This window comes from Amycolatopsis pretoriensis (assembly GCF_900107925.1).
GTDB classification, from domain to species: domain Bacteria; phylum Actinomycetota; class Actinomycetes; order Mycobacteriales; family Pseudonocardiaceae; genus Amycolatopsis; species Amycolatopsis pretoriensis.
In genome coordinates this window covers 350,049-374,835 of sequence record NZ_FNUJ01000009.1, presented here as the reverse complement: position 1 = coordinate 374,835, position 24,787 = coordinate 350,049, and the positions used below count along the sequence as shown (strand labels likewise).

The 24,787-nt window shown below is 72.0% G+C and carries 26 protein-coding genes and 1 other RNA gene; 10 read left to right on the top strand and 17 right to left on the bottom strand.

Annotated features, from left to right (window positions below):
• Positions 1–3: 3 nt before the first annotated feature.
• From BLV96_RS37390 to BLV96_RS37355, 8 genes are all read right to left on the bottom strand, one after another.
• Positions 4–486 (bottom strand): hypothetical protein, encoded by a 483-nt coding sequence (locus BLV96_RS37390; protein ID WP_086677386.1) that lies wholly within the window; start codon positions 484–486, stop codon positions 4–6.
• 9 nt (positions 487–495) lie between these two features.
• Positions 496–762 carry a hypothetical protein gene (locus BLV96_RS37385; RefSeq protein WP_004562703.1) on the bottom strand — a complete coding sequence of 89 codons (267 nt, stop codon included), beginning with the start codon at positions 760–762 and terminating at the stop codon, positions 496–498.
• Between the two features lie 450 nt (positions 763–1,212).
• Positions 1,213–2,070, bottom strand: coding sequence for an SCO6745 family protein (locus BLV96_RS37380; RefSeq protein ID WP_086677388.1), 858 nt, complete (start codon positions 2,068–2,070; stop codon positions 1,213–1,215).
• An 85-nt stretch (positions 2,071–2,155) separates the two neighbouring features.
• Positions 2,156–2,549: RNase P RNA component class A (gene rnpB / locus BLV96_RS37375), an RNA gene on the bottom strand.
• A 105-nt stretch (positions 2,550–2,654) separates the two neighbouring features.
• On the bottom strand, positions 2,655–2,915 hold the full coding sequence (locus BLV96_RS37370) for a hypothetical protein (RefSeq protein ID WP_091390079.1): 261 nt from the start codon (positions 2,913–2,915) through the stop codon (positions 2,655–2,657).
• A 6-nt stretch (positions 2,916–2,921) separates the two neighbouring features.
• Entirely contained in the window at positions 2,922–4,175 is a 1,254-nt protein-coding gene (locus BLV96_RS37365) for an NAD(P)/FAD-dependent oxidoreductase (RefSeq protein WP_091390075.1), read from the bottom strand.
• Positions 4,172–4,966 (bottom strand): ferredoxin, encoded by a 795-nt coding sequence (locus BLV96_RS37360; RefSeq protein WP_086683620.1) that lies wholly within the window; start codon positions 4,964–4,966, stop codon positions 4,172–4,174. The genes BLV96_RS37365 and BLV96_RS37360 overlap by 4 nt, the downstream gene beginning before the upstream one ends.
• 8 nt (positions 4,967–4,974) lie before the next feature.
• The gene (locus BLV96_RS37355) at positions 4,975–5,643 is read right to left on the bottom strand and encodes a DUF4142 domain-containing protein (protein WP_086683617.1); all 669 of its coding nucleotides are present in this window, start codon (positions 5,641–5,643) and stop codon (positions 4,975–4,977) included.
• A gap of 233 nt (positions 5,644–5,876) precedes the next feature.
• Here BLV96_RS37355 and BLV96_RS37350 point away from each other — a divergent pair, with 233 nt between their 5' ends.
• Genes BLV96_RS37350 through BLV96_RS37335 form a run of 4 tightly spaced genes read left to right on the top strand, consistent with a single transcriptional unit; the run spans position 5,877 to position 10,871 of the window.
• The gene (locus BLV96_RS37350; RefSeq protein ID WP_086683614.1) at positions 5,877–6,455 is read left to right on the top strand and encodes a sigma-70 family RNA polymerase sigma factor; all 579 of its coding nucleotides are present in this window, start codon (positions 5,877–5,879) and stop codon (positions 6,453–6,455) included.
• A complete protein-coding gene (locus BLV96_RS37345; RefSeq protein WP_086683611.1) occupies positions 6,452–6,988 on the top strand; it encodes a zf-HC2 domain-containing protein in 537 nt (178 codons plus the stop codon). The genes BLV96_RS37350 and BLV96_RS37345 overlap by 4 nt, the downstream gene beginning before the upstream one ends.
• Positions 6,989–7,019: 31 nt before the next feature.
• Entirely contained in the window at positions 7,020–9,791 is a 2,772-nt protein-coding gene (locus BLV96_RS37340; protein ID WP_091390072.1) for an AAA family ATPase, read from the top strand.
• Between the two features lie 57 nt (positions 9,792–9,848).
• Positions 9,849–10,871, top strand: a complete 1,023-nt coding sequence (locus tag BLV96_RS37335; protein WP_086671981.1) for an LLM class flavin-dependent oxidoreductase — start codon at positions 9,849–9,851, stop codon at positions 10,869–10,871.
• A 61-nt stretch (positions 10,872–10,932) separates the two neighbouring features.
• Here BLV96_RS37335 and BLV96_RS37330 read toward each other — a convergent pair whose 3' ends face one another.
• The 5 genes from BLV96_RS37330 to BLV96_RS37310 all read right to left on the bottom strand — a co-directional run bounded on the left by BLV96_RS37330 (position 10,933) and on the right by BLV96_RS37310 (position 17,129).
• Positions 10,933–12,174, bottom strand: a complete 1,242-nt coding sequence (locus BLV96_RS37330) for an SLC13 family permease (protein ID WP_086671978.1) — start codon at positions 12,172–12,174, stop codon at positions 10,933–10,935.
• A gap of 303 nt (positions 12,175–12,477) precedes the next feature.
• Positions 12,478–14,220 (bottom strand): HAMP domain-containing protein, encoded by a 1,743-nt coding sequence (locus tag BLV96_RS37325; protein ID WP_086671976.1) that lies wholly within the window; start codon positions 14,218–14,220, stop codon positions 12,478–12,480.
• 183 nt (positions 14,221–14,403) lie between these two features.
• Entirely contained in the window at positions 14,404–15,564 is a 1,161-nt protein-coding gene (locus BLV96_RS37320) for a bifunctional RNase H/acid phosphatase (protein WP_086671974.1), read from the bottom strand.
• A complete protein-coding gene (locus BLV96_RS37315) occupies positions 15,561–16,298 on the bottom strand; it encodes a zinc ribbon domain-containing protein (protein ID WP_086671972.1) in 738 nt (245 codons plus the stop codon). The genes BLV96_RS37320 and BLV96_RS37315 overlap by 4 nt, the downstream gene beginning before the upstream one ends.
• A gap of 9 nt (positions 16,299–16,307) precedes the next feature.
• Positions 16,308–17,129: a Nif3-like dinuclear metal center hexameric protein gene (locus tag BLV96_RS37310; RefSeq protein ID WP_086671970.1), complete on the bottom strand. Its 822-nt coding sequence runs from the start codon at positions 17,127–17,129 to the stop codon at positions 16,308–16,310.
• A 31-nt stretch (positions 17,130–17,160) separates the two neighbouring features.
• On the opposite strand from BLV96_RS37310, the gene BLV96_RS37305 reads away from it, so the two are divergent.
• The gene (locus BLV96_RS37305) at positions 17,161–17,718 is read left to right on the top strand and encodes a chorismate mutase (RefSeq protein ID WP_086671968.1); all 558 of its coding nucleotides are present in this window, start codon (positions 17,161–17,163) and stop codon (positions 17,716–17,718) included.
• 231 nt (positions 17,719–17,949) lie between these two features.
• On the opposite strand, the gene BLV96_RS37300 is transcribed toward BLV96_RS37305, so the two are convergent.
• Positions 17,950–18,384, bottom strand: a complete 435-nt coding sequence (locus BLV96_RS37300) for a hypothetical protein (RefSeq protein ID WP_086671966.1) — start codon at positions 18,382–18,384, stop codon at positions 17,950–17,952.
• A gap of 108 nt (positions 18,385–18,492) precedes the next feature.
• On the opposite strand from BLV96_RS37300, the gene BLV96_RS37295 reads away from it, so the two are divergent.
• The 3 genes from BLV96_RS37295 to BLV96_RS37285 are packed head-to-tail and all read left to right on the top strand — an operon-like array spanning position 18,493 to position 20,504.
• Positions 18,493–18,951, top strand: a complete 459-nt coding sequence (locus tag BLV96_RS37295) for a low molecular weight protein-tyrosine-phosphatase (protein WP_086671964.1) — start codon at positions 18,493–18,495, stop codon at positions 18,949–18,951.
• Between the two features lie 60 nt (positions 18,952–19,011).
• The gene (locus BLV96_RS37290; RefSeq protein WP_086671961.1) at positions 19,012–19,839 is read left to right on the top strand and encodes an SURF1 family cytochrome oxidase biogenesis protein; all 828 of its coding nucleotides are present in this window, start codon (positions 19,012–19,014) and stop codon (positions 19,837–19,839) included.
• Between the two features lie 50 nt (positions 19,840–19,889).
• Complete coding sequence (locus tag BLV96_RS37285) at positions 19,890–20,504, top strand: FMN-binding negative transcriptional regulator (RefSeq protein ID WP_086671959.1); 615 nt, start codon at positions 19,890–19,892, stop codon at positions 20,502–20,504.
• A 31-nt stretch (positions 20,505–20,535) separates the two neighbouring features.
• Here the strand turns inward: BLV96_RS37285 and BLV96_RS37280 are convergent, their stop codons facing one another.
• The 3 genes from BLV96_RS37280 to BLV96_RS37270 form a co-directional block, all read right to left on the bottom strand.
• Complete coding sequence (locus tag BLV96_RS37280) at positions 20,536–20,925, bottom strand: hypothetical protein (RefSeq protein WP_244180755.1); 390 nt, start codon at positions 20,923–20,925, stop codon at positions 20,536–20,538.
• Between the two features lie 109 nt (positions 20,926–21,034).
• Complete coding sequence (locus BLV96_RS37275; protein ID WP_086671955.1) at positions 21,035–21,919, bottom strand: cobalamin biosynthesis protein CobD/CbiB; 885 nt, start codon at positions 21,917–21,919, stop codon at positions 21,035–21,037.
• Positions 21,920–22,085: 166 nt separating this feature from the next.
• Positions 22,086–22,769 (bottom strand): FadR/GntR family transcriptional regulator, encoded by a 684-nt coding sequence (locus BLV96_RS37270; RefSeq protein ID WP_086671953.1) that lies wholly within the window; start codon positions 22,767–22,769, stop codon positions 22,086–22,088.
• A 103-nt stretch (positions 22,770–22,872) separates the two neighbouring features.
• On the opposite strand from BLV96_RS37270, the gene BLV96_RS37265 reads away from it, so the two are divergent.
• Both BLV96_RS37265 and BLV96_RS37260 read left to right on the top strand, forming a co-directional pair.
• A complete protein-coding gene (locus BLV96_RS37265) occupies positions 22,873–23,367 on the top strand; it encodes a gluconokinase (RefSeq protein WP_167379862.1) in 495 nt (164 codons plus the stop codon).
• On the top strand, positions 23,364–24,731 hold the full coding sequence (locus BLV96_RS37260) for a GntT/GntP/DsdX family permease (RefSeq protein ID WP_086671949.1): 1,368 nt from the start codon (positions 23,364–23,366) through the stop codon (positions 24,729–24,731). The genes BLV96_RS37265 and BLV96_RS37260 overlap by 4 nt, the downstream gene beginning before the upstream one ends.
• Positions 24,732–24,787: the final 56 nt, after the last annotated feature.

The following is a 24,787-nucleotide window of genomic DNA, read 5'->3' as shown; positions in this document are numbered from 1 at the left end:
CGACTACCTCCCGGCCCGAGCCGCGTTGCCGCGGCTCCGGCGCGCTCGTGGTGTTCCCTGGGTGAAGGCAGCACCCGGCGGCCCGCCGTGGTGCTGGTACTGCCGCCTCCGTTTGTGCTTCGGCAGCGGGCGCTCGGCCCGTACCCGGACGCGGCTGGCGCTGACCGCGCCACCGGTGCCCGTGGCCACCTCTCTGGGGGTGTTGAGCTCGCGCCCGGCCATCGTGACCACGGTGCCCAGCGGGCGCTCGTGGCTGATCTTGGCGGTGAGCAGCCGCGTGATCACGATGGTGGCGACGAACGCCCAAGCCGTCGAGAAGAACCCGAAGCTCCACCCCGCCCAGCGTTCGATGCCGAGGACGACGAAGAACGCCGGGATGCCGATGAGCCACGCGACGTAGCGGGCTCTCCAGGGAAAAGTCGCTTTCGGCGGGCCGAGCCACACGGCGTCGACCCGGTAGACCTCGTCATCAGTCCTGATCCGCACGCCGCCGCCTCAGCCGGTGAACAGGCCGGCGATCCACTGGCCCACGTTCACGCCCGCGCCGCTGACCGCGAGACCGATGATGGCGAGCGCGATGACCACGCCGGCGAGCCGCCGCATGACACCGGCGTTGTCGCCCTTGCCGCCACCCAGCCACAGAAGCAGGAGGGCAACGGCCAGCAGCACCAGGGGGATGACGTTGTCGAGCAGCCACTGGCGCACGTTTCCCGTGCCCAGTTCGCCGGCCGCCAGCGTGTCGAGGGTGGTCAAGGTCATCATCGCGTTACTCCCGGTGCGCGGTGGGGGCCGCGCGGTTCTGGCTCAGGCGGTGCTTCGAACATAATGGAGGCTACGAGGGGTAGTGGTCAAAGCGCGCTGCGTAGGTGACGGCTGGGGTGTCAACCGGTGTGGCGCGCACGGCGCACGAAAACTCCACGCCCACCATCATCGCGGCAAGGGCCCTCGGGTTAAAGACCGGGCACCCATCATTCTCAGTGTGCTGACGAACTCACCCCATTGCTCGGGATTTGCTCACTGTGGGTACTGGCACCGTGGCCGTCGTGCGGCCTGGAACAGTGTGACATGACCCGAACGGCCCCGTCGCGCGAGTCCGCTCCGTGACCACACTCCGGCCGGTGGGCGCCCATGTCGATCTTGAGGCCTCGCGTTGTCCGTCACACGGCGCTCAAAACTTCACACGCTTTTCACTACATAGCGTGATCTTCGCACTCAGGAGCGGCGCTGGGCGAAAACGCCCTTCGGGAACGCCCCGGCGGCAACCACCCGGCGCGTGAGCTCCCGGCCGAGCTCCTCCAGGCGGGCCAGCTTCTCCGCCCCGAGGTGGTCCCACGGTCCGCGCGCGGCGGTCTCGGTGGCCGCCTCGACGCGGTCGCGGACAGCGACGCCTTCGCCGGTCAGCGCACCTTCGCCGTCGAGCAGCCCGCGGTCGCGCAGGCGCTGCTGGGCGGCGTCCCACTGCTCGTCGCTCCAGCCGCGCGTCAGCTTGGCGGAGTCGACGGTGAACCCGGCGCCCGTCGCGACGTGCGTGACCAGCGCTTCGACGCCGCTCAGGCCGTTGAGGAGCAGCGCCGCGATGTGGCCGTCGCCGCGGTGCTCGCGCAGCAGCGTGAGGGCGTGCCAGAGCACGAGGTGCGGCGGCTCGGGCCAGTCCAGCCCGGCGTGGGCCGCGTAGAGGGGACGGCCTTCGGCGGCGCACCCGGCGGTCGCCTCGCGGGCGAGCTCGGCGGCCTCGACGACGTGGTCGCTCTTGATCTCGTCTTCGCCGAGGAGCCGGGTCAGGGCCTGGTCGACGCCCTCGAGCCGGGCCGTGAGGACCTGCTCCGGCGTCGCGAGGGTCCAGGCGCGCGGGATCACGCGGGCGACGACCTCGGGGTTGAAGTTGTAGAAGGTGGCGGCGACGACCTCGGGCCCGACGGCGCCCATGGCCGCGGACCGGCTCGCGAAGTACGGCATCCGGCCGGGCCGCAGCCCGATGCCGGTGAGGGCCTGGTCCACCTCGGGCGCGAAGTACGCCAGAGCGTGAAGTGAGTCGAACGCCGACTTGAACCGCTTCTCGTCACCCGCCATGCGCGCACCCTACTACTGGGTAACCGCGCGGGGACAGGCCGAAGGGGACGTTCGTCGCTGCGAACGTCCCCATCGGCGCGTGGGGCGGACGAGCCGGCATGTAAGCCGGATCCTGTTCCCCGGTCGCCTCACGGCTCGCGGGGCGGCGGCCATCCATCTCGGCCTGCCGTCGCCGGCAGGCTCCAGCGGCCTACCCGCAGGCTCGGACGGGCCGTCCTCGAACGCCTGCGCAGGAGCTCGCGCTCCCTCTTGGCCTTGCTCCGGGTGGGGTTTACCCAGCCGTCCCGGTCACCCGGGACGCTGGTGGTCTCTTACACCACCGTTTCACCCTTACCCCGGCCCTCGCGGGCCGTGGCGGTCTGTTTTCTGTGGCACTGTCCCGCGGGTCACCCCGGGTTGCCGTTAGCAACCACCCTGCCCTGCGGAGTCCGGACTTTCCTCGGGCCGGTCACCCGGCCCGCGGCCGCCCTGCCAGCTCGTCCGCGGAGGAGATCGTAGCCCGGGGCCCGCCGGGCGCGGGCCGGGGACGTCTCGAATGACTCATTCGGGTCTTCGGTGGTCCCGAATGAGTCATTCGAGGCCGGCTAGCCCGCGGGCTCGGGCGGCTCGGCGGGGCGGGTGGGCGCGGGATCGGCGGCCACGAGGGCGCCGGCGGGCGCGGATGAGCCCAGCGGACTCGGGTCGGCAAGGGGTGGACGAGGCGGGCCCGGCAGCCGGGAGGGCGCGGGTGAGCCCAGCGACCTCCGGTCGGCGCGGGCGGACCCGAACCAACCCGAGTCCCGCTCGGCCGCGGACGTCATGAACGACTCGTTCATCGCGTCCGGCGCCCTGAACGAGTCGTTCATGTCGGTTCAGTACCCCGCCACCGCCCGGCTGTGGTGCCGAGGCCGCTCCGGCTCCGGGGGCCGCTGCGGTGGAACCACCACCGGCGCCGGGTGTTGCCGCGCCAGCTCCGCCGTCCAATGCAGCACCGCCGCCGGGCTGTCGAGCCCGATCAGCCCGATCAACCGCCCGTCGCGCACGGACCCCGTGATCGGCCGCGTGCCCGGCACCGGGGACTCCAGCAGCACCGTGTCCGTCCCCAGCATCGGCCGGCCCGCCACCTGGATGCGGACGCCGTGCTGCTCGGACCAGTACCTCGGCACCGGTGTGTACGCCGGCGACCCCGCCGGCCCGGCCAGCAGGTTCTCGGCCGCCGCGCGGCTCATCTCCACCGCGTTGAGCCAGTGCTCGTCACGCCGGGGCGTCGCGTCGTAGCGGAGGTTCGGCCAGCGGGCCACGTCGCCCGCCGCGACGATCGTGTCCGAGCCCAGCACGTGGCACGTCGGCCCGCACACGACTCCGTCGTCGAGCGGCAGCTTCGCCCCTCTCAACCACGACACCGCCGGTACGCTGCCGACCGCGACCACCACGCAAGCCACGTCGATCGCGCGCCCGTCGGCGAACTCCAGGCCGACCGACGTCGGTCCCGGGCGCCAGCGGCGGATCGTCGTCCCGAGCTCCAGGCGGACGCCGCGGGCGGCGTGCAGCGCCGTGAGCCAGTCGCCGATGTCGGGGCCGAGGACTTCGGCCATCAGCGCCCGCGCCCGGCCGATCAGCACCACCTCGCGGTTCATCTCGCGCAGGCTCGACGCGACCTCGCAGCCGATGAAGCCGTCGCCGATGACCGCCACCGGACCGGTGGAGTTCGTCGCCAGCGCGCGCTGCAGCGCCGTCGTGTCGGACAGGGTCCGGACGACGACGACCCGCGGGTGGCCGTGCGGCGCCCCGGGCATCCGCCGCGGCTCGACGCCGGTCGCGATGATCAGGCCGTCGTAACGGACCTCTTCGTCGCGCAGGTGCACGACCTGCCGGTTGGGCGACAACGCCGTGACCGGGCTGTCGAAGTACCACTCCGCGTCGACTTCCAGGGGGTCGGCGAGCAGCGTCTGGGCGCGGCTGACCGCGCCGGTCAGCAGGCTCTTGGACAGCGCCGGGCGGTGGTAGGCGATGTCGGGCTCGGCGCCGAGGACGACGACTTCGCCGTCGAACCCGAGTTCGCGCAGCCGTTCGGCGGCGCGCAGGCCGGCGAGACCGGCTCCGGCGATGACGATGCGTTCGCTCATCGGGTCGCTCCCAAAACGTGGATGGCTCTCATCGGACACGCGCGCGCGGCCGCGCGGACGTTGGGTGTTTCCCCGGCACCGGGCCGTTTCTCGTACTCGAGCCGGCCGTCCTGGCCGAGCTGGAAGACCCCGGGGGCCTCGGACTGGCAGACGCCGTAGGAGTGGCAGCGGTGGCCGTCGACGTCGACGCGCAGCGCGGAGACCTCCGGCTCGGGTTCGACGAGCCCGGCGCGGACGAGCGCCGCCGCCGGCAGCACGCGCAGCACCGACAGCAGCACCGGCGGGACGAGCAGCGTGATCCCGGCGAGCCAGACGACCGCCAGGTGCCCGCTCGAGACGGCGCCGAGCCACGCGTGCACCGCGAGCAGCCCGATGGCGAGGTAGCCGGCCTGGTGGAAGCGCAGCCACCGGCCTTCGCGGGCGCGGCGCAGGCCCGCGGTGACCGACACGGCGACGACGAGCTCGAGGCCCACGATGCCGAGCGCGTGCCGCGGGGTGCCGTCGTAGAAGGGCAGCAGCAGGTCGGCGACGCCGAACGGGTCGTCCTCGAGGAAGAGGAACGTCAGCCCGTGCAGGGTGCCGGTGGCCAGGGTGAACGCGGCAAGCACGACGTGGCCGGTGCGCAGCGCGTCCCGGCCGGTGAACCGGCGGACCCAGCCGGCGGCGGCGAGGACGCCCCAGCACAGCGTGAGGCACATGCAGAGGTAGGTGAGGCGGCCGGACAGCGCGGCGGCCTCGGCGATCCCGGTGTCGTGCGGTGACACCGGGAGCAGCGCGGCGGACGGGGACATGGACGGGCTTACCTCCGGGTGCGCGGCGGGGTCCTGCCGGGGGTTCCGAGCAGGCGGAGCAGGCCGAACGTGGCGACGGCGGCGACGGCCACGAAGCCGGCCCCGAGAGCGAGGTCCCCGCCGCCGAGGGTGTCTTCCTCGGTGGCGGAGACGAGCAGGGACGTGGTTTCGGCGAGCCCAGTGCTTTCCAGCAGCGTCAGGTGGCCGAGCGAGGTGTCGACGGCGGTCTGGGCGAACGCGCGGACGTCGTCGTCGCGGGTGCCGGCGCGGACGGCGGAGGCGAGGGAGAAGAGCGAGCCGTACTCGGCGCGGAGGCGGTTGACGTAGTCGTGGTCGAACGCGTCGCCGGAGTCCGCCGCGAGCTCGCCGGCCCAGGCGCGTTCCTGCTCGGTCGGCTCGCCGGGGAGGGTCAACGCGAGCCGGTCGGCGACCGCGCGCAGGGCGACGCCGAGACGTGCCTGGTCGTCGGCGATGCGGACGGCGACCGCGCGCACGCGCCGGTTGGTGGCGCGCTCGGCGGCCTGCCGGCTCGCCGGCGTCGCCCACAGCGTGTGCTGCTTCAGGCGCGTCAGCAGGGTGCGGTCGGTCTGCTGCAGCTCGCCGGCGGAAGCGGGGAGAACGCAGCCGAGCACGAGCGCGGTCGTGGCGGTGAACAAAGCCACGAATCGGAACGGCATCCGTTGTCCCTTCGCGAAGTAGTCCTCACTGGGGGTTACGGAGAAAAGGCGACACCCGGTTCTCGCCGTCACCTTTTAGTGACTGTGACGTGCGTCACAAGACAGAAAATGAACCACCGCAGTTGACACCCGGCTAATGGGCCACGAAAACTAATGCATATGGCCTATTAAGTGTTTGTGCGCTACGCTCCGAAGGCCCCACGGTCCGCCAGTCAGGTGAGGTTGCGAGCTTTATGGAAGCACCGGGCAGAGAAAGTCACGGCCACGTCGGACTCGCCTCGTCCGCGACCGCGGTGCGAGCGCGTCCCGACGAGGGTGACGACCTCGTCCCGTTGCTCTACAAGGACTTCCGCGCGACCCTGTTTGCGCAGGTACTGGCCCTGACGAACCACGACCGGCAGTGGGCCGAGGACGTCGTGCAGGAGACCATGATCCGCGCGTGGCAGCACTCCGGCACGCTCGAACGCGAGCCCGGAATGCTGCGCGGCTGGCTGCTCACGGTGGCGCGCCGGATCGTCATCGACGGCTGGCGAAATCGCCGGGTCCGCCCGCAGGAGGTCGCTCTGGAGATCCCGGAAAACGCCGAGTCCACCGACCGCGCGGACAGTTCGTTAGCCGCACTAACGATTAGTCATGCATTGTCGGAACTGGATGAGAAATATCAGGCCGTCATCGTCGAGACCTACCTCGCCGGAAACACGGTCCGGCAGGCGGCGACAATTCTGGGAATTCCCGAGGGAACCGTCAAATCGCGGTTGTACACGGCGATGCGGCAATTGCGGAAAGCACTCGGGGAAGTGGCGGCCCGATGAAGGGGAAGCACCGGGAGGCGGCGGCCTACGAACTGGGCGTCCTCGACGACGCGGAAGAGTTCGAAACCCACCTGCGCGGGTGTGCCCGCTGCCGCGAGCTCCTCGAGGGGTTCCACCCCGTGTCCGAGGCCCTCGAGGCGGCGGCCCGGCTGGGGTACCTGCCGCGAGGCGGACCTCCGGCCGGCGGTCTCCCGGCCTCCGGCGAGGCTCCGGACTCCGGCGGTTCCGGTTCCCCGGCCTCCGATGGCTCCTTCGCCGGCACCGTCCGGCAGCCCGGCCCCGGCTACCCGGCGCCGAGCGATGGCGCGGCCCGGCGCCGGAAGCCGTGCTCGTCGTCGCACCGGCGGGGGATGGCCACCGGAGCGCTCGTGCTGCTCGCGCTGGGCGTGGCCGTCACGGCCGTCCGCGCTGCCCGGCCGGCCACCGCGAGGACCTGGTTCGCATCCGCTGCGTCCATCGTCTCCCCTGCTCAGGTCGTGGCCGGTACCGGCCATGACCTGCGGGATCTCCCGTGGTCAGCCGGCTTCCAGTAGTCTGCCCCAACCCAACATGAAAGTCCTTACGGTGGATACCGAAGTAAATCCCGAGCACCCCGTCAGCGGGGCTTCGGTACCGAAGCGCCCCGCCCCGCGGCTCCCCGGCCGCGAGCCCGAGATCGGCCGCCTGACCAGCCTGTTCCCCGTCGCGCTCGGCGGGACGGCCGCGAGCGCGGTGCTGGTCGGCGAGTTCGGCATGGGCAAGAGCGCCACGCTGCACACCACCGCCGCGCTGGCCGCGGACGCCGGCTTCACCGTCGCGGTCGCCACCGGGTCGCGGTTGGAGAGCCACCTGCCCGGCGGGGTCGCCCGCCAGCTGGCCGACGCGCTGGACCCCGGCTCGGCGCGGCTCCCCGCCGAGTGCGGCCCGGCCGGCGAGGGCGAAGCACTGGACCGCTTCTTCCGGATCGTCCGCGACGCGACCGAGCGGGGTCCGCTGTTCCTCGGCATCGACAACGTGCACCTCGCCGACGCCTGGTCGATGCGCTGCCTCGCCTACATCCGGCACCGCGTGCTCGACCTGCCGGTGTTGATCATACTCACGTCCTTGATCGGCCACCCGCCGCACCGCGAGGTCGCGCTGCTGGAGATGGCGGGCTGCACGCCCGCGACGATCACCCTCAACGGCCTCGGCGACGCGGGTGCGGCGGAGATCCTCGGCCTCGCCCAGGGCGAGCTCGCGACCGCGTGCCGCGAGGCGACCGGCGGCAACCCGTACCTGCTGCAGGCGCTGCGGCCGCGGCTGCTGCCCGGGGCCGAGCCGCACGAGCTCGGCTCGTCGCTGATCGGCCAGGTGCTGCACACGCGGATGGACGAGTTCCCGCACGCCCCGGCGATCCTGCACGCCGCCGCGATCCTCGGCGAGGACGCCGGGTTCGACCTGCTGGCCCAGCTCGCCGGCGTCGACGAGTTCGACGCGCTGCAGGCGATCGACACCATGGTCCGGCTGCACGTGCTGAACAACAGCAACCGGCCCACGCTGACCTACCCGTTCGTCCGCAACTCCGTCCTCAAGGACATGCCGAAGACGACGCGCGCGGTCAACCACGCGCGGGCGGCGAAGCTGCTGTCGGAGGCCGGCGCGCCCACCGAGCGGGTGGCCGCGCACCTGCTCGACGCGACGTCGATCCGGATCCCGTGGGGCGTGGACGTGCTGCGGCTGAGCGCGCGCAACGCCGTGTTCTCCGGGCGGTCCGAGCTGGGCGCGCGGTACCTGCGGCGGGCGCTGGAGGAGCGGCTGACGTCCGGGCGCCGGGTGGCCGTGCTGCTGCAGCTGGCGCACGCGGAGTTCCAGGTCGACCCGCCCGCCGCGGCGCAGCGGGTGCGGGAGGCCGTCGACACGATCGGCAACCGCGACACGGCCGCGTTCATCGCGTCGGCGATGCTGCTGTCGCTCTGCGGCGGCCAGGACGCGCGGCTGGCGATCAGCGCGGCCGGCCAGATCGCCGCGCGGCTCGACGCCGGTGGCCCGGACGCCGTCTGGCCGCTGCTGTGCATGACCTACCTCGCCGAGGCCGGCAGCCGGCTCGGCCCGCCACCGGAGTTCCGCGACTTCGAGGAGCAGTGGGCGCCGCTGACCGACCCGGCGGCGCAGCGCAGCCGCTCGGCGCTGCTCGCACTCGACGCCGTCCGCAGCGGCGAATCCGCACAGGACGCCGTCGCGCACTTCGCGGACGCGATGACCGGCGACGACGGCGAGCTCTTCGAGCAGCACTACTTCTTCACACTGGCCACGTCGGTGCTCGCCGACGAGCCCGCGCACGTCGACCGGCTGTGCCGGGTCCTCGACGTCGAGCGCGAGCCGTGGGACGTGCACGTGCCGCACGGCGCGCTGCCGACCCTCGCCCGCGGGATCGCGCTGCAGGCCAGCGGCGACCTGCAGCGGGCGAGCGTCCACTTCGAGTCGCTGCTGCGCCGCTTCGACGAGCGCGGCGGGACGACCACGTGCCCGGTCGGCGTGCTGTGCGCGGCCAAGCTCGTCGAGTGCTGGGTGGACCTGGGCCGGTTCGAGGCGGCGACGTCGCTGCTGGACCGGATGGACTTCGTGGCGAGCCAGGGCCTGTTCACCCACACCTACCTGCTGTACGCGCGCGGCCGCCTGCGCGTCGCGACCGGGTACACGCGCTTCGGGTTCGAAGACCTGCTCAGCTGCGGGCGCCGGCTCGCCCACCACGGCATGCGGTTCCCGGGGTTCGTGCCGTGGCGCGCGCACGCGGCGCGGGCGGCGCTGGCGCTGGGCCAGGCCGACGACGCGGCCCGGCTGGCCGAAGAGGACATCAACGCCTCCGCCCGCTGGGGCGCGGCGCGGCCGCTGGGCACGGCGTTGACGACGATGGGTCTCGTCCGCGAGGACGACGAAGCCGAGCGCGCGCTGACGAAGGCGATCACGACGCTGCGCTCGTCGTCGGCCCGGTTGCAGCTGGCGACGGCGCTGACCGAGCTGGGCACGCTGCAGGCGCGGCACGGCCAGTCCGAGAAGGCCATCGAGACGCTGCGGCAGGCCGTCGAGCTGAGCGAGCACTGCGGCGCCCGGCCGCTCGCCCGGCGCGCGGCGGAAGAACTGCGGTCGGCCCGGCGAGCGCTGACCCCGGCGAAGGACAACGAGCACGGCTTGACGCGGCAGGAGAACCGCATCGCCGTGATGGCCGCGCAGGGACTGACGAACCGCGAGATCGCGACAGCGCTGCACCTCACGCGGCGGACGGTCGAGCTGCACCTGTCCGGCGCGTACCGCAAGCTAGGCATCCCCGGGCGCGCGGAACTCGGTGGCGCACTGGCGAAATCGCAGCGCGGCGGGTGAGTTCCCACCGCGTGGACGCGCGTTGACCGTCCCCGGCGGCGTTGCTCTACTCGGGCCATGTCCCTCGAAGAGCCGTTGAAATTCGCCTACTGGGTCCCGAACGTGAGCGGTGGCCTCGTCACGTCCGACATCGAACAGCGGACGGACTGGGGTTACGAGTACAACCGGGATCTCGCTGTCCTGGCCGAGAACAGCGGGTTCGAGTACGCCCTTTCGCAGGTGCGCTACACGGCCAGCTACGGTGCCTCGTACCAGCACGAGTCGACCGGCTTCAGCTTGGCACTGCTGCTGGCGACGCAGCGGCTCAAGGTGATCGCGGCTGTCCACCCTGGACTGTGGCACCCCGGTGTGCTGGCGAAGTTCATCGCCAGCGCCGACGTGATTTCGGGCGGTCGCGCGGCGGTGAACGTGGTGAGCGGCTGGTTCAAGGGTGAGTTCACCGGCCTGGGCGAGCCGTGGCTGGAGCACCGGATTCACGACTTCGACATCAAGCCGAAGCCGGTGGCGGCTCCGCACCCGGAGATCTTCCAGGGCGGCAATTCGACGGCGGCGCGGAAGCTGGCGGGGAGCGTGTCGGACTGGTACTTCAGCAACGGCAAGGACTTCGACGGTTTCTCCGAGCAGGTCGCCGAGGTTCGCGGTTACGCGGCTTCGAATTCGCGTACTGTCCGCTTTGGACTCAACGGCTTCGTGATCGCGCGTTCTTCCGAGGGCGAGGCTCGCGCTGTGCTTCGCGAGATCGTGGCGAAGGCCAACGTCGAGGCGGTCGAAGGGTTCCGTTCGGCGGTGGCGCAGGCCGGGAAGTCCACTTCGGACGCGAAGGGCATGTGGGCGGACTCGGGGTTCGAGGACCTGGTGCAGTACAACGACGGGTTCCGGACGCAACTGATCGGAACGCCGGAGCAGATCGCGGACCGGGCGATCGAGTACAAGAAGCGCGGGGCTTCGCTGTTGTTGCTCGGGTTCCTGCACTACCTGGAGGACGTGGAGCACTTCGGCAAGGAGGTGCTGCCGGTGATCCGGGCGAAGGAGCAGGACCTGGCCCGCGGGGCGGCGACTCCGGAACCGCTGGGCGTCTGAGGCCCGCGGGGGCGCCCCCGTTTTCCACTCTACCGGCGACCACCGACAAAAATGGCGGCCGTCACGTCACCAGGCCCAGGCTGATCCACAACGCACCCGTCGCCGCTGCCAGGCACAGGGGCGTGGTCAGGAAGCCCAGTGCGTGGAACGTGCGGGCCGACGGCGGGGCCGGGAGCGTCCGGCGCCACAGCAGCGTCGCCAGTGAGCCCAGGTAGCTCGCGTTCGGGCCGATGTTCACCCCCAGCAGGACGGCCAGCAGCACGCCCGGCGCCGGGTGCGGGCCGAGGACCGACAGCAGGATCAGCGTCGCCGGGAGGTTGTTGACCAGGTTGGCCAGCAAGGCAGCCACGCCGGCGGCCACGAGGAGGTCGAGCAGGCCCGTCGACGTCGGCAGGACGTCGCGCAGCAGCCCGCCGAGGACGTGCTCCGAAACGGCCTCCACGACGACCGCCAACCCGAGCACGAACAGGCACAGCTGCGGCGACGCCTCGGTGACCAGCTGCCACGGCTTGATCTTGCCCATCGCCAGCGCCCGGACGCCCAGGATCAGCGACGCCAGCGCCGCGATCCACACCGGCTCGACGTGCCCGAGCTGGCCGACCCCGAAGCCGACGAGCGTCAGGGCCAGGACGACGAGCGCGAACGTCGGTGTCTCGAGGTGCTGCCTCGGCTCGGCGGTCTCGCGCGGCCGCAGGTCGGTGGCGAAGAAGCGCAGGAACACCAGCAGTTCGATGGCGATCGTGACCAGCCACGGCAGCGCCATCACCGCCGTGAAGCCGGCGAAGGTCAGTCCGGACGCGGCGAAGGCGAGGAGGTTGGTCAGGTTGGAGACGGGCAGCAGCGTCGACGCCGAGTTGGCCAGGTGCGCACAGGCGTAGACGTGCGGGCGGGGCGGGAGTTTCAGGCTGGTGGCCGTGGCGAGGACGACGGGGGTGAGCAGGACGACGGTGGCGTCCAGGCTGAGGATCGCGGTGACGCCGGCCGCGGCGGCGAAGGTGAGGACGAGCAGGCGGCGGGGCTTGCCGTGGCACGCCTCGGCCAGGCGGTTGCCGAGCCAGGTGAAGACGCCGTCCACACTGGCCAAAAAGGACAAAAGCAGGATGGCGGCCAGGAAGCCGAGGGTGGGGAGGATCTCGACGGCCCGTTGCCCGGCGGCTTCCGGCCGGACCAGTCCGAGCAGGAGGGCGAGGCCCGCGGCGGGCACGGCGGCGACGGCTTCGGGCCACCCGCGCGGGCGGACGATGGCGAAGAGCAGCACGGCGGCCAGGAGCGCCAGGCTTCCCGCCCCGGCCCAGAAGTTCACGCGCTCACGCTAATCGACGCCCGAGGAACGGCCACCGGGGGCGGCCGACCCCGAGGACCGCGGGGTGGTGGTTGTGGCGCGGCCTGGCGCAGCGCGGCCGGCCCGGCTCAGCGCGGCCGGCTCGGTTCAGCGCGGCCGGCTCGGCTCAGCGCGGCCGGCTCGGCCGGGCCAGCTTGGCTCGGCGCAGCCCGGCCCGGCCAGCTTGGCTGGCTCGGCCAGCGCAGCCGGCGCAGCGCGGCCGGGTCGGCGCGAGCAACGAGCGAGTGCGAAACCGACCCCGGCCGGCCCCTCGCCCGAGACCCGTCAGCTGGGCATCGTGATCGTCTGGCCCGGCTTCATCGTCGCGCCGCAGTCGTCCAGCGGGCCGCCGAAACGGTCCGCCGCCACCGCCGGGATCGTCTTCGCCGCGTACTCCTGGGCCGCCTTCAGCTTCGCCGGGTCCGTCACCGCGTCGCGGCGCACCCAGTCGCCGTTCCGCAGGCCCTCGATCGGCGACGAATAGATCAGCACGTAGTCCCGGTCCAGCCGCGGGTCGAGCGCGATGCCGTTGCCCGCCGCCCACGGGCCCCACGAGTGGATGAACGTCGGCTTCACCGTGTCGAACACGTAGTTGCGCAGGCCGGCCAGGTCGTTGTCGTGGACCAGGTCCGCGATCGGCTTGTTGACCAGGCCCGCCATGTCCACCAGCTCGAGCCGGCTCGTCATCGACGACCCGCCCAGGTCCGGCAGCAGCAGCGACGCCTTCTGGATGCCCAGGATGTCCGCGTACGTGTTGAACCCGCGGCCGAACCGGTCGGCCACCAGGCACGCCGTGATGTTCGGGTTCTTCGCGAACTTGTCCGCCGAGGCCGCGAACCCGACCGCCGACGGCACGAACGCCGCCACCAGCACGACCACGATCCCGGCCCGCAGCAACGCCCGCCGGTGCTTGAGCAGCTCGCCCGCCGACAGCGTGCCCGCGATGACGGCCAGCGCCCAGATCGGGCTGGCGAACCGGTGCTGGTACATCCAGTCGGCGACCATCACGCCGTACGCGACGATCCCCAGCCCCAGCGGCACCAGCAGCGCGATCAGCGACCGCCGCCACGGCGCCTTGACCAGCGCGAACACGATCACCAAAGCCAGCAGGACGACGCCGGCCCAGCCCGCGTAGCCCGCCAGCTCGAACGGCCGCTTCAGAGCGTCGATGCCCGGCAGGCCCTGCTGCTTGGCCACCGACGGGTTGGCCAGCAGCCGCCCGAACTCCGCGTGCCGCCAGACGACGTACGCGCCGAACGGCACCGCGAACGCCGCCACCGACAGCAGCGCCAGCCGGAAGCTCTTCCAGAACAGGCCGCCACGCAGCAGGAACAGCGCCGCCAGCGGGTACGCGCCCGCGTAGATCAGGCCCTCCGGGCGGGTCAGCGCCGCGAAGGCGACCATGACACCCGCCCAGATCGCGACCTTCGGCGTCAGCAGGCGATCGTTGCGGACCGCGACGAACAGCGTCACCGCGAGCGTGACGACGGCGAACGCGAACAGCGAGTTCTCCAGGCCGGACACGACCCAGATGACGAACGACGGGATCGTCGCCAGCGTCAGGCCGGCGATCAGCGTCGCCAGCCACGCGAAGCGCGTGAAGATCTGCTTCGCCGCGATGTAGCAGGCGGTCAGGATGCCGCCGGTGAACAGCAGGCCCAGCGCCTTCGGGAACAGCACGTAGTCCGGCAGGCCGAAGAGCGAGCCGTGGTCGAAGAGGCCGACGAGCTTGCCGAGGCCGAGCAGCACCATCCACGTCGGGTCGGAGAATCCTTCGACCGGCGGGGCGCCCGGCTGCAGCACCGGGCCGAGGCCGTCGGCGAAGCTGCGGGCGTAGGAGAAGGTGATGGCGGCGTCGTCGACGATCCAGTGGCCGTAGCGGGTGGCGTGGGCGGCGACCGCCGCGACGCCGGCGAGCACGGCCAGCACCGGCGCCAGGCGCGCGCCCCAGCCGCGGGTGGCCGTGGTGGTGGCCGGGTCCTCGGGGACGTCGCTCGGGGAGGTCTCGGTGAGTGCGCTAGCCGTCATGTCCTCGTCACTGTTCCGCCCGCAGGCTTCTGCCGGTGGGATACGCGCGAGCTGGCGCCCCCTGAAGTGGACCCAGCTGTGGATCCGCCACCGCGGCGACGCGGTCGAGACACTGTAGCCAATACCCCATCCGGGGTCGGCCACGCGTCGGCATTGAGCGTGATCCACCCCACATTTGACCGGTCAGGCCAGGTGCGAGGTGTCGTTGACCAGCCGGACCGACGCGTTCCCGTCCGGGTAGAACTCGACGATCGACAGCGACGCCAGGTCGAGGTGCAGCCGGAACAGCAGCTGGGGGCCCGCGTCGAGGCCCATCCGGAGCAGCGTCTTGATCGGCGTCACGTGGCTGACCAGCAGCAACGTCTTGCCGCCGTGCTCGGCGATGAGCTCGTCGCGGGCCTTGCGGACGCGCCGGTGGACGACGTCGAAGCTCTCCCCGCCGGGCGGCGGCACCGAGCTGTCGCCCAGCCAGGACGCGTGCAGCTCGGGGTCGCGGTCGGCCGCTTCGGCGAAGGTCAGGCCCTCCCAGTCGCCGAAGTCGGTCTCGATGAGGCCGGGGTGGGTCTCGACGCGGCCGCCGAGCGCGTCGGCGACGGCCTGCGCGGTCTGCTTCGTGCGCGTGAGCGGCGAGGAGATGATCGGAACGGACTCGCCGTCGACGACCAGGCCGTCCATCGCGGCCAGCCGCTTCGCCGCCGCGGCGGCCTGGGAGCGGCCCAGCTCGGTCAGCGGGACGTCGCCGCGGCCGGAGTAGCGGCGCAGCGCCGACATCTCCGTCTGGCCGTGGCGCAGCAGGAGCAGCCGGGTCGGGGAGCCCTGCGCACCGGTCCAGGCGACCGTCGCGCGGTCGGGTTTGCGGGTCGGCAGCTTCGGCTTCGGCGTTCCTTCGGGGCTCCGCGACGAAGTCCCGGCTTGTCCCAGCGCCGCGGCCGGCTTGCCGGCAGCCGCGTCCATCGCCTCGTTGGCGAGCCGGTCGGCGTGGGAGTTCTGCGCCCGCGGGATCCACTCGTACTTGACGCGCGAGAAGCCGGCCGCCAGTTCCTTGGCGCGTTCGGCGAGCGGCTGCATGTCCGGGTGCTTGATCTTCCAGCGCCCGGACATCTGCTCGACCACGAGCTTCGAGTCCATCCGGACGTCCACAGTGGACGCTCCGAGCTCGGCCGCGGCGGTCAGCCCGGCGATGAGCCCGTTGTACTCGGCGACGTTGTTCGTGACGACGCCGAGGCTTTCCTTGCGCTCGGCGAGGACCTCGCCGTCGCTGTCCTTGACGACGGCGCCGTAGCCGGCCGGGCCGGGGTTGCCCCGCGAGCCGCCGTCGGCCTCGATGACGACGTGCGAGGTCACAGACCCGACTCCATGGTCCGGACCAGCACCGCACCGCAGTTCTCGCACTGGATGACGTCGTCCTCCGGCGCCGCCTTGATCTCGGCGATCGTGTTGCGGTCCATTTCCAGCTGGCACGCGCCACAGCGGCGGGCCCGCAGCAGCGCGGCGCCGATGCCCTTGTGCTCGCGGACGCGCTCGTACAGCTTGAGCAGCGGCTCCGGGAAGCGCGGCAGCAGCTTCGCGCGGTCTTCGTCGCGGCGCGCGCGGGTGGTGTCGAGGTCCTTGAACGCCTCGTCGCGGCGGGCGACGGCGGCGGCGACCTCGGCCTCGGCCTTGTCGACCTCGGCGCCGGTGCGCTGCGCGTCCAGGCCGAGTGCCTCGCGCTGCTCCATCAGCTCCAGCAGGTCGTCCTCGAGCGCGCTCTGGCGGCGCTGCAGGGTCTGCAGCTCGTGCTCGATGTCGGTCATCTGCTTCGCGTTGACCGAGCCGCCCGCCAGGAGCTTGCGGTCGCGGTCCTCGCGGGCGCGCACCGACTCGATCTCCTTCTCCTGCCGGGCGATCTCGCGGTCGAGGTCGGAGGCGGCGGTCTCCACGGACACGAGCGCGTCGCGGCGCTCGCGGGCGGTCTTCTCCCCCGCGTCGATCTCGGCCAGCTCGGGCAGGGTGCGGCGGCGGTGCGCGGTGCGCGAGAGCTCGGCGTCCACCTTGGCGAGCTCGAGCAACTGGCGCTGCACGGCGGGTTCGGCCTTCACGGTGCTCCTCTAAATCGATGTGCGCTCGGCGCGGACGTTCCACGGGTCGGTGCACCGCGTGGAGACGTGAACGTCGACGTTACCCGCAAAGGCGTCGGCCACGACCGCCGAGGCTTGCCCGCACCACGGCCATTCGCTGGCCCAGTGGGTCAGCCCGACCAGCGCGGGCACGGCGCCCGGGTTCGCCAGGTGCTCGCCGGCGGGGTGATGCCGCAGGTCGGCGGTGACGAAGGCGTCGACGCCGGCCGCGGTGGCCTGCTCGAGGTAGGAGTCCCCGGCGCCGCCGGAGACGGCGACGGTGCGGATCGGGCGGTCGGCGTCCCCGGCACCGAGTACGCCGGGCACGGTCGCGGGCAGCGCGTCGGCGACCCGCTGGACGAACCGCGCGAACGGCTCGGGCTCGGGCAGCTCGCCGAGGCGGCCGATGCCGGTGACGCCGTCCGCGTTGGGTTCGAGGGGGCCGGTCACGCGCAGGCCGATCGCTTCGGCGAGGGCGTCGGACACGCCGGGGTCGGCGGAGTCGGCGTTGGTGTGCGCGCAGAAGAGGGCGATGCCGTCGCGGATCATGCGGTGCACGAGGGAGCCCTTGGCGGTGTCGGCCGGGACGCCGTGCACCCCGCGCAGGAGCAGCGGGTGGTGGGCGACGATCAGCTGCGCGCCGAGCGCGGCGGCTTCGTCGATCGTTTCGGCGACGGGGTCGACGCAGAAGAGCACGCGCGTGACGGGTTCGGCGGGGTCGCCGCAGACGAGGCCGACGGCGTCCCACGACTCGGCGAGCGCGGGCGGATAGGCCTGCTCCAGGACGGTGATGATTTCGGAAAGCGCGGGCACCGGGGGATCTTCGCATGTACGGTCGCGGGCCATGCGAGTACTGGCTGTGCTCATCGCGGTGGTGTCGGGCCTGGTCCTGGCTTCGGTCCCGGCTTCGGCTTCGGCGTCCGGCCTGTGGCGGCTGACCGACCTGGCGGCGCGGAGAGTCGCGATCGCGGACCAGGTGGCGGCGGCGAAGTACGGAACACCGTCCCCGATCGACGACCCGGCGCGCGAGCAGCAGATCTACGACTCGGTGTCGGCGCAGGCGCCGGGGCTGGGCCTGGACCCGGCGGACGCGGTGCGGTTCTTCCGCGCCCAGATCGAGGCGAACAAGCTGGTGCAGCGGGGCTGGTACGCCCGCTGGGACGCGCACCCGTCGGAGGTGCCGACGACCCGGCCGGACCTGTCGCAGATCCGCCCGGTGATCGATCGGGTGAACGCGGGGTTGTTGACGGAGTTGGCGGCGACGCTGCCCGTGCGCGCGTCTGTGTCGTGCCCGGTTCGTCAGCGAGCGGCGACGGTCATGGCGGAGGTGGTCCACCGGTTCGACGCGTTGCACGCGCGGGCATTGGCCGAAGCGACGTCGGCGACCTGCCTGCCGCGTTGAGAGGCGCCCCGGCGGCGGGTCCAAGCCGCCGCCGCGAGCGCCGTGTGCAGCGTCAGTTGCAGTTGCCGCAGCAGCCGCAGCCCTGTCCGGTGCACTTCGAGCAGCACCCGTGCATGTCGCTCTCCTTCCGGTTCGCGTCCTCGCGTGATCGACGCTAAGTGGCCATGCGGGGCGGCGGGTACCGCCGAGTGAGCGGGTGACCGGGTGAACCCGCCGGTTACGCTCCCGGCCTCATCGGGCGCACCTGGTGAGCCGGGCGCTGACCGACAGGTCGTACGGGGTGGGCGCGGCCGGATCCGGACCCGCCGGGTCGTGGAAGGTCTGCAGCCAGACGACGCCGTCCGGGCTGATGCCATAGACGCCGACGACTTCGCCTGGAGTACACCCCTTGTCGCTCGGCACCCGGGAGGAGTCGCTCGAATAACGGACGTCCGCGTACCCGCGAGCCAACATCGTCGCGGCGGCATCGGACGCGGTGTAGCCGGCGAGGTCCTGCCGGTTGTAGACATGCTCGGCGGGAAGAGCCGGATGTGGGAATGGGACGGCGAAGCCGTCGACTTCTTGGTCTTCACCGAGCCACAGAGGCAACAGCACCGCCAGCGACACGCCGACAAGGGCAGCGGCGCGTTTCACCAGGCGTCCTTTGATCTGATCGACCGCGGTCATGACGACCTCCTCGTCTGTCGTGCTCAGTCGTCTGACTCGTCCGGGGCAGATCCGTTGTTACGGGACATCCGGGCCCGTATCGGCGATGCCCACGGTTACGCTCCCGGCGTGACGCACCTCGTCTTCGTCTGCTCCGGCAACATCTGCCGCTCCCCCATGGCCGAGCTCGTCTTCCGCGCGAAGCTCGACGAGTCCGGAATCGGCGATGTCCGCGTGACCAGCGCGGGCATCGGCGGCTGGCACGAAGGGGAGCCCGCCGACAAACGCGCCCGCGCGACGCTCGAAGCCCACGGCTACCCAACCGCGCACGTCGCCTCCGAGGTCTCCGACGAGGACCTCCACGCCGACCTCCTCCTCGCCGCCGACGAGGGGCACGCCGAATTCCTCCGCGCCCGCGTCGACGACCCCGCCAAGGTGCGCTTGCTCCGGTCCTTCGACCCCGCCGCCCCCGATGGCGCCGAGGTCCCCGACCCCTACTACGGCGGGGACGACGGCTTCGAGGACGTCCTCGGCATGATCGAACGCTCGGTGCCCGGTTTGCTGGATTGGGTGCGTTCGCGCGGGTAGAAGTCACACCCGGCGGAGGTCGGCGGGCGGGCGCACCCGGGCACGGCCTACCGTGGTGGGGTGCGGTTGCGGTTCCTGCTCAAGCCCGGGTGGCTGGCTCTGACGGCGGTGGTGTTCGCCTTCGCCATCTGCTGCTTCACGCTGCTCTCGCCGTGGCAGTTCAGCCGCAACGCCGAACGCGAGCAGCAGAACTCCGCGCTCGAGGCGTCGTTCACCGCCGCTCCCCTGCCGCTGGCGCAGCTGCTGCCGCCGGGCAGCGTGCCCGACCAGCGCACCGAATGGCACCTCGTCACGATCAGCGGCCAGTACCTGGCGGACAAGGAAGTCGTCGCGCGGCTGCGGACGGTCCAGGGCGAAGGCGCCTTCGAGGTGCTGACGCCGCTGCGGACCACCGACGGCACGGTCGTCCTGATCGACCGCGGGTACGTCCGGCTCGACAGCAAGTCCGGCGTCCTGCCGTACGCGCCGCCGCCGCCGGGGAACGTGCAGGTCACCGCCCGGGCTCGCGCCGACGAGACCGACCCGAAGAACCGCGACGCCTTCGCCGACGCCTCGACCGGCGGCCAGCTGCAGAGCTACGTCGTCGACTCTCGGGTGGTCGCCCGGGCCGGCAAGCTCGACATCCGGCCGGGGTACTTCCAGCTCGACACCGGCCAGCCCGGCGTGCTGGGCGCGTTGCCGCTGCCGCAGACCGACTCCGGGCCGTTCTTCTCCTACGCGCTGCAGTGGATCGCCTTCGGCGCGATGGCGCTGCTCGGCTGGCTGTACTTCACCGTCCGCGAGCTGAAGCCGGGCGGGGCGCTGGACGCGACCCCCACGTCGCGGCGGAAGTCCGTCGCGGAGATCCTCGCCGAGGACGAGCTCGCCGAAAGTGGCCATCAGAAGTAGCCCGAAACTGGCCCTTCTTCCGGGCCACTGGGCGCGGTGACACTGAGGTCATGCTGATCCACCCCTGGGACGCCGCGTCGAACGAGGAATGGCGCGAGTGGCTGTCCACGCACGACTTCGGCCAGCTGATCGCGGGCGGCGCGGGCCGCGACCTCCCGGTGGTGACCCCGGCGCACTTCGTGTTCGACGGCGACAGCACGATCCTCACGCACCTGGCGCGCCCCAACCCGATCTGGCCGCTGCTGGAGGAGCACCCGCGGGCGCTGCTGACGGTGGTCGACGACTACACCTACATCCGCGCGGACTGGAACACCTCCGGCGATCCGGCGGTCGGCGTGCCGACGTCGTACTACGCGACGGTCCAGCTGGAAGGCGACGTCCGGCTGGTCGACGACCCGGAGGCGAAAGCGGCGTTGCTGGACAAGCAGCTGCGCCACTTCGAGCCGGACGGTGCCCGGGCGCCGGTGAGCGCTTCGGAAGCTCCGGGCCGCCGGTTGCTGCCGGGGATCCGCGGGATCGAGTTCACGATCACGGGCGTGCGGGCGAAGTTCAAGTTCGGCGGCAACAAGACGGCCGAGGACCGGTCGCGGATCGGGGACCGGCTGGCCGAGCGGAACGGACGGCTCGACGAAGAAGCCTTGACGCAGCTGCGCCGCCGCGGCTGAGGGCCCTTCAGCCGCGGCTCGCGAACGGTCGTCAGCCGCCGCAGCCCGGGACCGGGAGCACGTCCAGGAAACCGTGGATGGTCTCGCCGGTGGTGTGGTTGACCGCGTCCGCGGTCATGTGCTGCGTGACGCCCGGCTGGTTGGCGGTCGGGTGCTGCTCGCGGATTCCGGTGGTCGTCGAGACGTCGTCGCCGGTGAAGAAGACCTTGCCGTTGTCGGCGAAGGTGATGCTCCAGGTCTGGCCGGCGACGTTGGTGTGGATCTCGAACTCTTCCCCGACGACGAACGACCCGACGGGGCCGTCGTCGTCGTGCTTGGACTTCAGCGTGAAGGGCGTGCCCAGGCTGCCCGCGGAGTCCTGCTCGTAGGTGGGACCGCAGCGGCGCTTGGCCTCGGCGGTGCCGGTCACGACGAGACTCATCAGGCTCACGGTGATCACACCTGCCGCAATGTGCTTGTACCGCACGAAATCCTCCCGTTTCTCGGCGAAAGCGTTGCTACGCCTGTCGATACGCGGAGGAGTTACAAGATCAGCGGCGGCGGAGTCCCGCGATCAGCGCGAGCACCACCGAAGTCACCCCGGCCAGCCACCCGACGACGCGGGACAGCTCCACCGCCCGCGTCACGTGCCCCGCGTCGGGATTCCGCCCCACCCCCAGCACCGGCAGCTCGGCCACCCCGTGCGGGTAAACCGTCCGCCCGCCGACGCGGACTTCCAACGCCCCGGCGAAAGCCGCCTCGACGCGGCCCGCGTTCGGGCTCGGGTGGGCGATCGTGTCGCGGCGCCACGCCCGCCACGCGCCGCCCGCCGAGCCGCCGACCACCGGGGCCGCCAGCACCGTCAAGCCCGCCGCCACGCGGGTCGGGACCAGGTGGACCAGCTCGTCGAGCCGGTCGATCGCCCAATGCCCCGGCCGGCCCACGCGCGCCCGGCGCAGCAGGCTGACCGTCCGCGCGCCGAGCAGGCCCGGGACCCCCGCCACCGCGCCCCAGACCAGTGGCGCGACCACGGCGTCCGACGTGTTCTCCGCGACCGTTTCCACCGACGCGCGCGAGAGCCCCACCAAGTCGAGGCCGTCGGCCACGCGGGGGTCCAGTTCGGACAGTGTCGCGCGGGCCGGGTCGAAGCGGGACTCCTCGAGGTCGCGGGCCAGTTCCGTGCCCTGCAGGGCCAGGCCGGCCGCGCCGAGGACCGCCCACGTCGTCACGGCCGTCGCCGACGCCTGGACCAGCGGGCGGCCGCGGCCGGCGCGTTCGAGCAGGAGGCCGCCGGCCACCGCGACGCCCGCGACCACCGCGCCCGAGCGCTGCGGGAGGCGGCGGAACGCCGTCACCGGGGGACGCCGACGCGGGTCGCCGAGGGCGCCGTCGGCCGCCACGCCCAACACCAGTCCGATCGCGCGCGCCGCGCTCACCCGTGCCCCCCGGCAGAAGAAAACTCCAGTACCCGAGGAGGCTACTCGACCCCGGAACCCGCCCCGCCGCATCCCCGGACGGCGGGCTGAAGGGCACCTTCCGCGCATCTCGCGCACTGAAGGGCACCTTCAGTGCGTCACATGCACTGAAGGGCACCTTCAGCCGCTACTCGACCAGCGCCGCGATCTCGTCACGTGCCTGGACGACGATGTCCCGCATCGCCCGCTCCGCCCGGTCCGCCTCCCCCGCGGCCACCGCCGCGGCCACCTCCAAGTGCAGCGCGATGGCTTCGGGCTGCGGTTCCGGCGGCATCAGCCCGTGCCCGGTCCGGCCGGTGAGCACCTCCGCGACGACCTCGGACAGCTGGGCGAACATCGGGTTCCCGGACGCGGTGAGCAGCAGGTCGTGGAAGGCGATGTCGAACTCGAGGAACGTCGTGAGGTCGCGCGCGCGGGCCGTGCGCGCCAGCCGCTCCCCCAGCGCGCCGAGCCGGCCGCGCTCCTCCGGGGTCGCGCGCAGGGCCGCGTACCGCGCGGCACACGGCTCGATCGCCGACCGCAGCTCGTTCAGCGTCGCCAGGGCCGCCGGTCGCGCGGGGCCGTCGAGCTGCCAGCGGATCAGCCGCGGGTCGTAGTGGTTCCACTCCACCGGCTCTCGCACGATCACGCCGACCCGGCGCTTGCTGCTGGTCAGCCGCATCGTCTCGAGCACCCGGACGACTTCGCGCGCCACCGTCCGCGAAGCCCCGAAGCGCTCCTGAAGCTCTTCGGAGCGCACCACGGAGCCCGGCGCCAGCTCTCCGTTCGCGATCGCCGCGCCGAGGGCGTCCAATACCTGTTCGTGCCTCACCGGACCCAACCTAGCGATCTGACTCGATTAAGTAGTACTTCATCTTGAATAAGTAGTACTTTTGAGTTTGACTCACCTGAGCACAACGAAGTGGGAGGTGCGGATGACCGTCATCGTGGTGATGGGGGTGTCAGGCTCCGGCAAGACGACGATCGGCACGGCGCTGGCCACCGCGCTGGGCGTCGAATACGCCGAGGCGGACACGTTCCATTCGCAGGCCAACATCGACAAGATGACCGCGGGGCATCCCCTGACCGACGCCGACCGCGCCCCCTGGCTCGAGGCGATCGCCGGCTGGATCCGCGACCACCAGGACGCCGGCGGCGTCGTGACGTCGTCCGCGCTCAAGCGCCGGTACCGCGATGTGCTGCGGACCGGTGGCGACGTCTGGTTCGCCCACCTGCACGGCGACCGCGAGATCCTCGCCGAGCGCATGAAGTCGCGTTCGGGCCACTTCATGCCGGTGTCCCTGCTGGACTCCCAGCTCGCCGACCTGGAACCCCTCGAAGCGGACGAGCCGGGCGCGATCTTCGACATCCGCGAAACGCCGGCCGAGATCACCGAAGCCGCCCTCACCGCTTTCCGGGAGCACGCGTGAACACCCTCCTCGCCGCCGGCTGGACCGGCCACGACACCCGCCTGATCATCGCGACCGTCGTCGCGATCGCCGTCATCGTCGTGCTGATCACCAAGGTGAAGCTGCACCCGTTCCTGTCGCTGGTGCTCGGTTCGCTGGTGCTCGGCCTGACCGCCGGGATGCCGGTCGACAAGCTGCTGAAGAGCTTCACGAACGGCGTCGGCAGCACGGTCGCGTCGGTCGGCATCCTGATCGCCCTCGGCGCGATGCTCGGGAAGCTGCTGGCCGACTCCGGGGGCGCGGACCAGATCGTCGACACCGTCCTCGGCAAGGCGCGCGGCGCCGCGCTGCCGTGGGCGATGGCGCTGGTGGCGGCGTTGATCGGTCTGCCGATGTTCTTCGAGATCGGGCTCGTCATGCTGATCCCGGTCGTGCTGCTCGCGGCCAAGCGCACCGGGAAACCGTTGATGCTGCTCGGGATTCCGGCGGTCGCCGGCCTTTCGGTGCTGCACGGCCTGGTCCCGCCGCACCCGGGCCCGCTCGCCGCGGCGGGCGCGTTGAACGCGAACGTCGGCGTCACGCTGGCGTTCGGTCTGCTCGTCGGCATCCCGACGCTGGTCATCGCGGGCCCGCTGTTCGCCAAGGTCGCCGCCCGGCTCGTCCCGGACGCGCAGCCGCCCGAGCGCCTGATCCCGGAGCGCGCGGACACGGACAAGCCGCGCCCGAGTTTCGCCGCGACGCTCACGACGGTGCTGCTGCCGGTCGTGCTCATGCTGGCGAAAGCGCTCTCGGACATCCTGCTGGCCAAGGACAACGGCGCCCGCAAGATCCTCGACTTCGTCGGCGACCCACTGATCGCGTTGCTCGCGGCGGTCCTGGTGGGCATGGTGCTGCTCGGTCGTCCCGCCGGCCTCGACCGGGGGCGGCTGTCCACTGTGCTCGCCGACTCGCTGGGCCCGATCGCGGGGATCATCCTGATCGTCGGCGCGGGCGGCGGCTTCAAGCAGACGCTGGTCGACGCGGGCGTCGGCGACGTCATCACGGGCTTGGCGAAGGACGCGAACCTGTCCCCGCTGCTGCTCGGCTGGCTGGTCGCGGTGGCGATCCGCCTGGCCACGGGTTCGGCGACGGTGGCCACGGTCTCGGCGGCGGGCATCGTCGCCCCGCTGGCGGCGACGATGGACCCGTCGCACAGCGCGTTGCTGGTGCTCGCGATCGGCGCCGGGTCGCTGTTCTTCTCGCACGTCAACGACGCCGGGTTCTGGCTGGTCAAGGAGTACTTCGGACTGTCGGTCGGGCAGACGTTGAAGAGCTGGTCGGTGATGGAGACGCTGATTTCCGTGGTGGCGATCGCCCTGATCCTCCCCCTCTCCCTACTGGTCTGAACCACGTAGCTTTCACGTGAAAGCGACCCGGAGGTCCTTCCTCCGGGTCGCTTTCA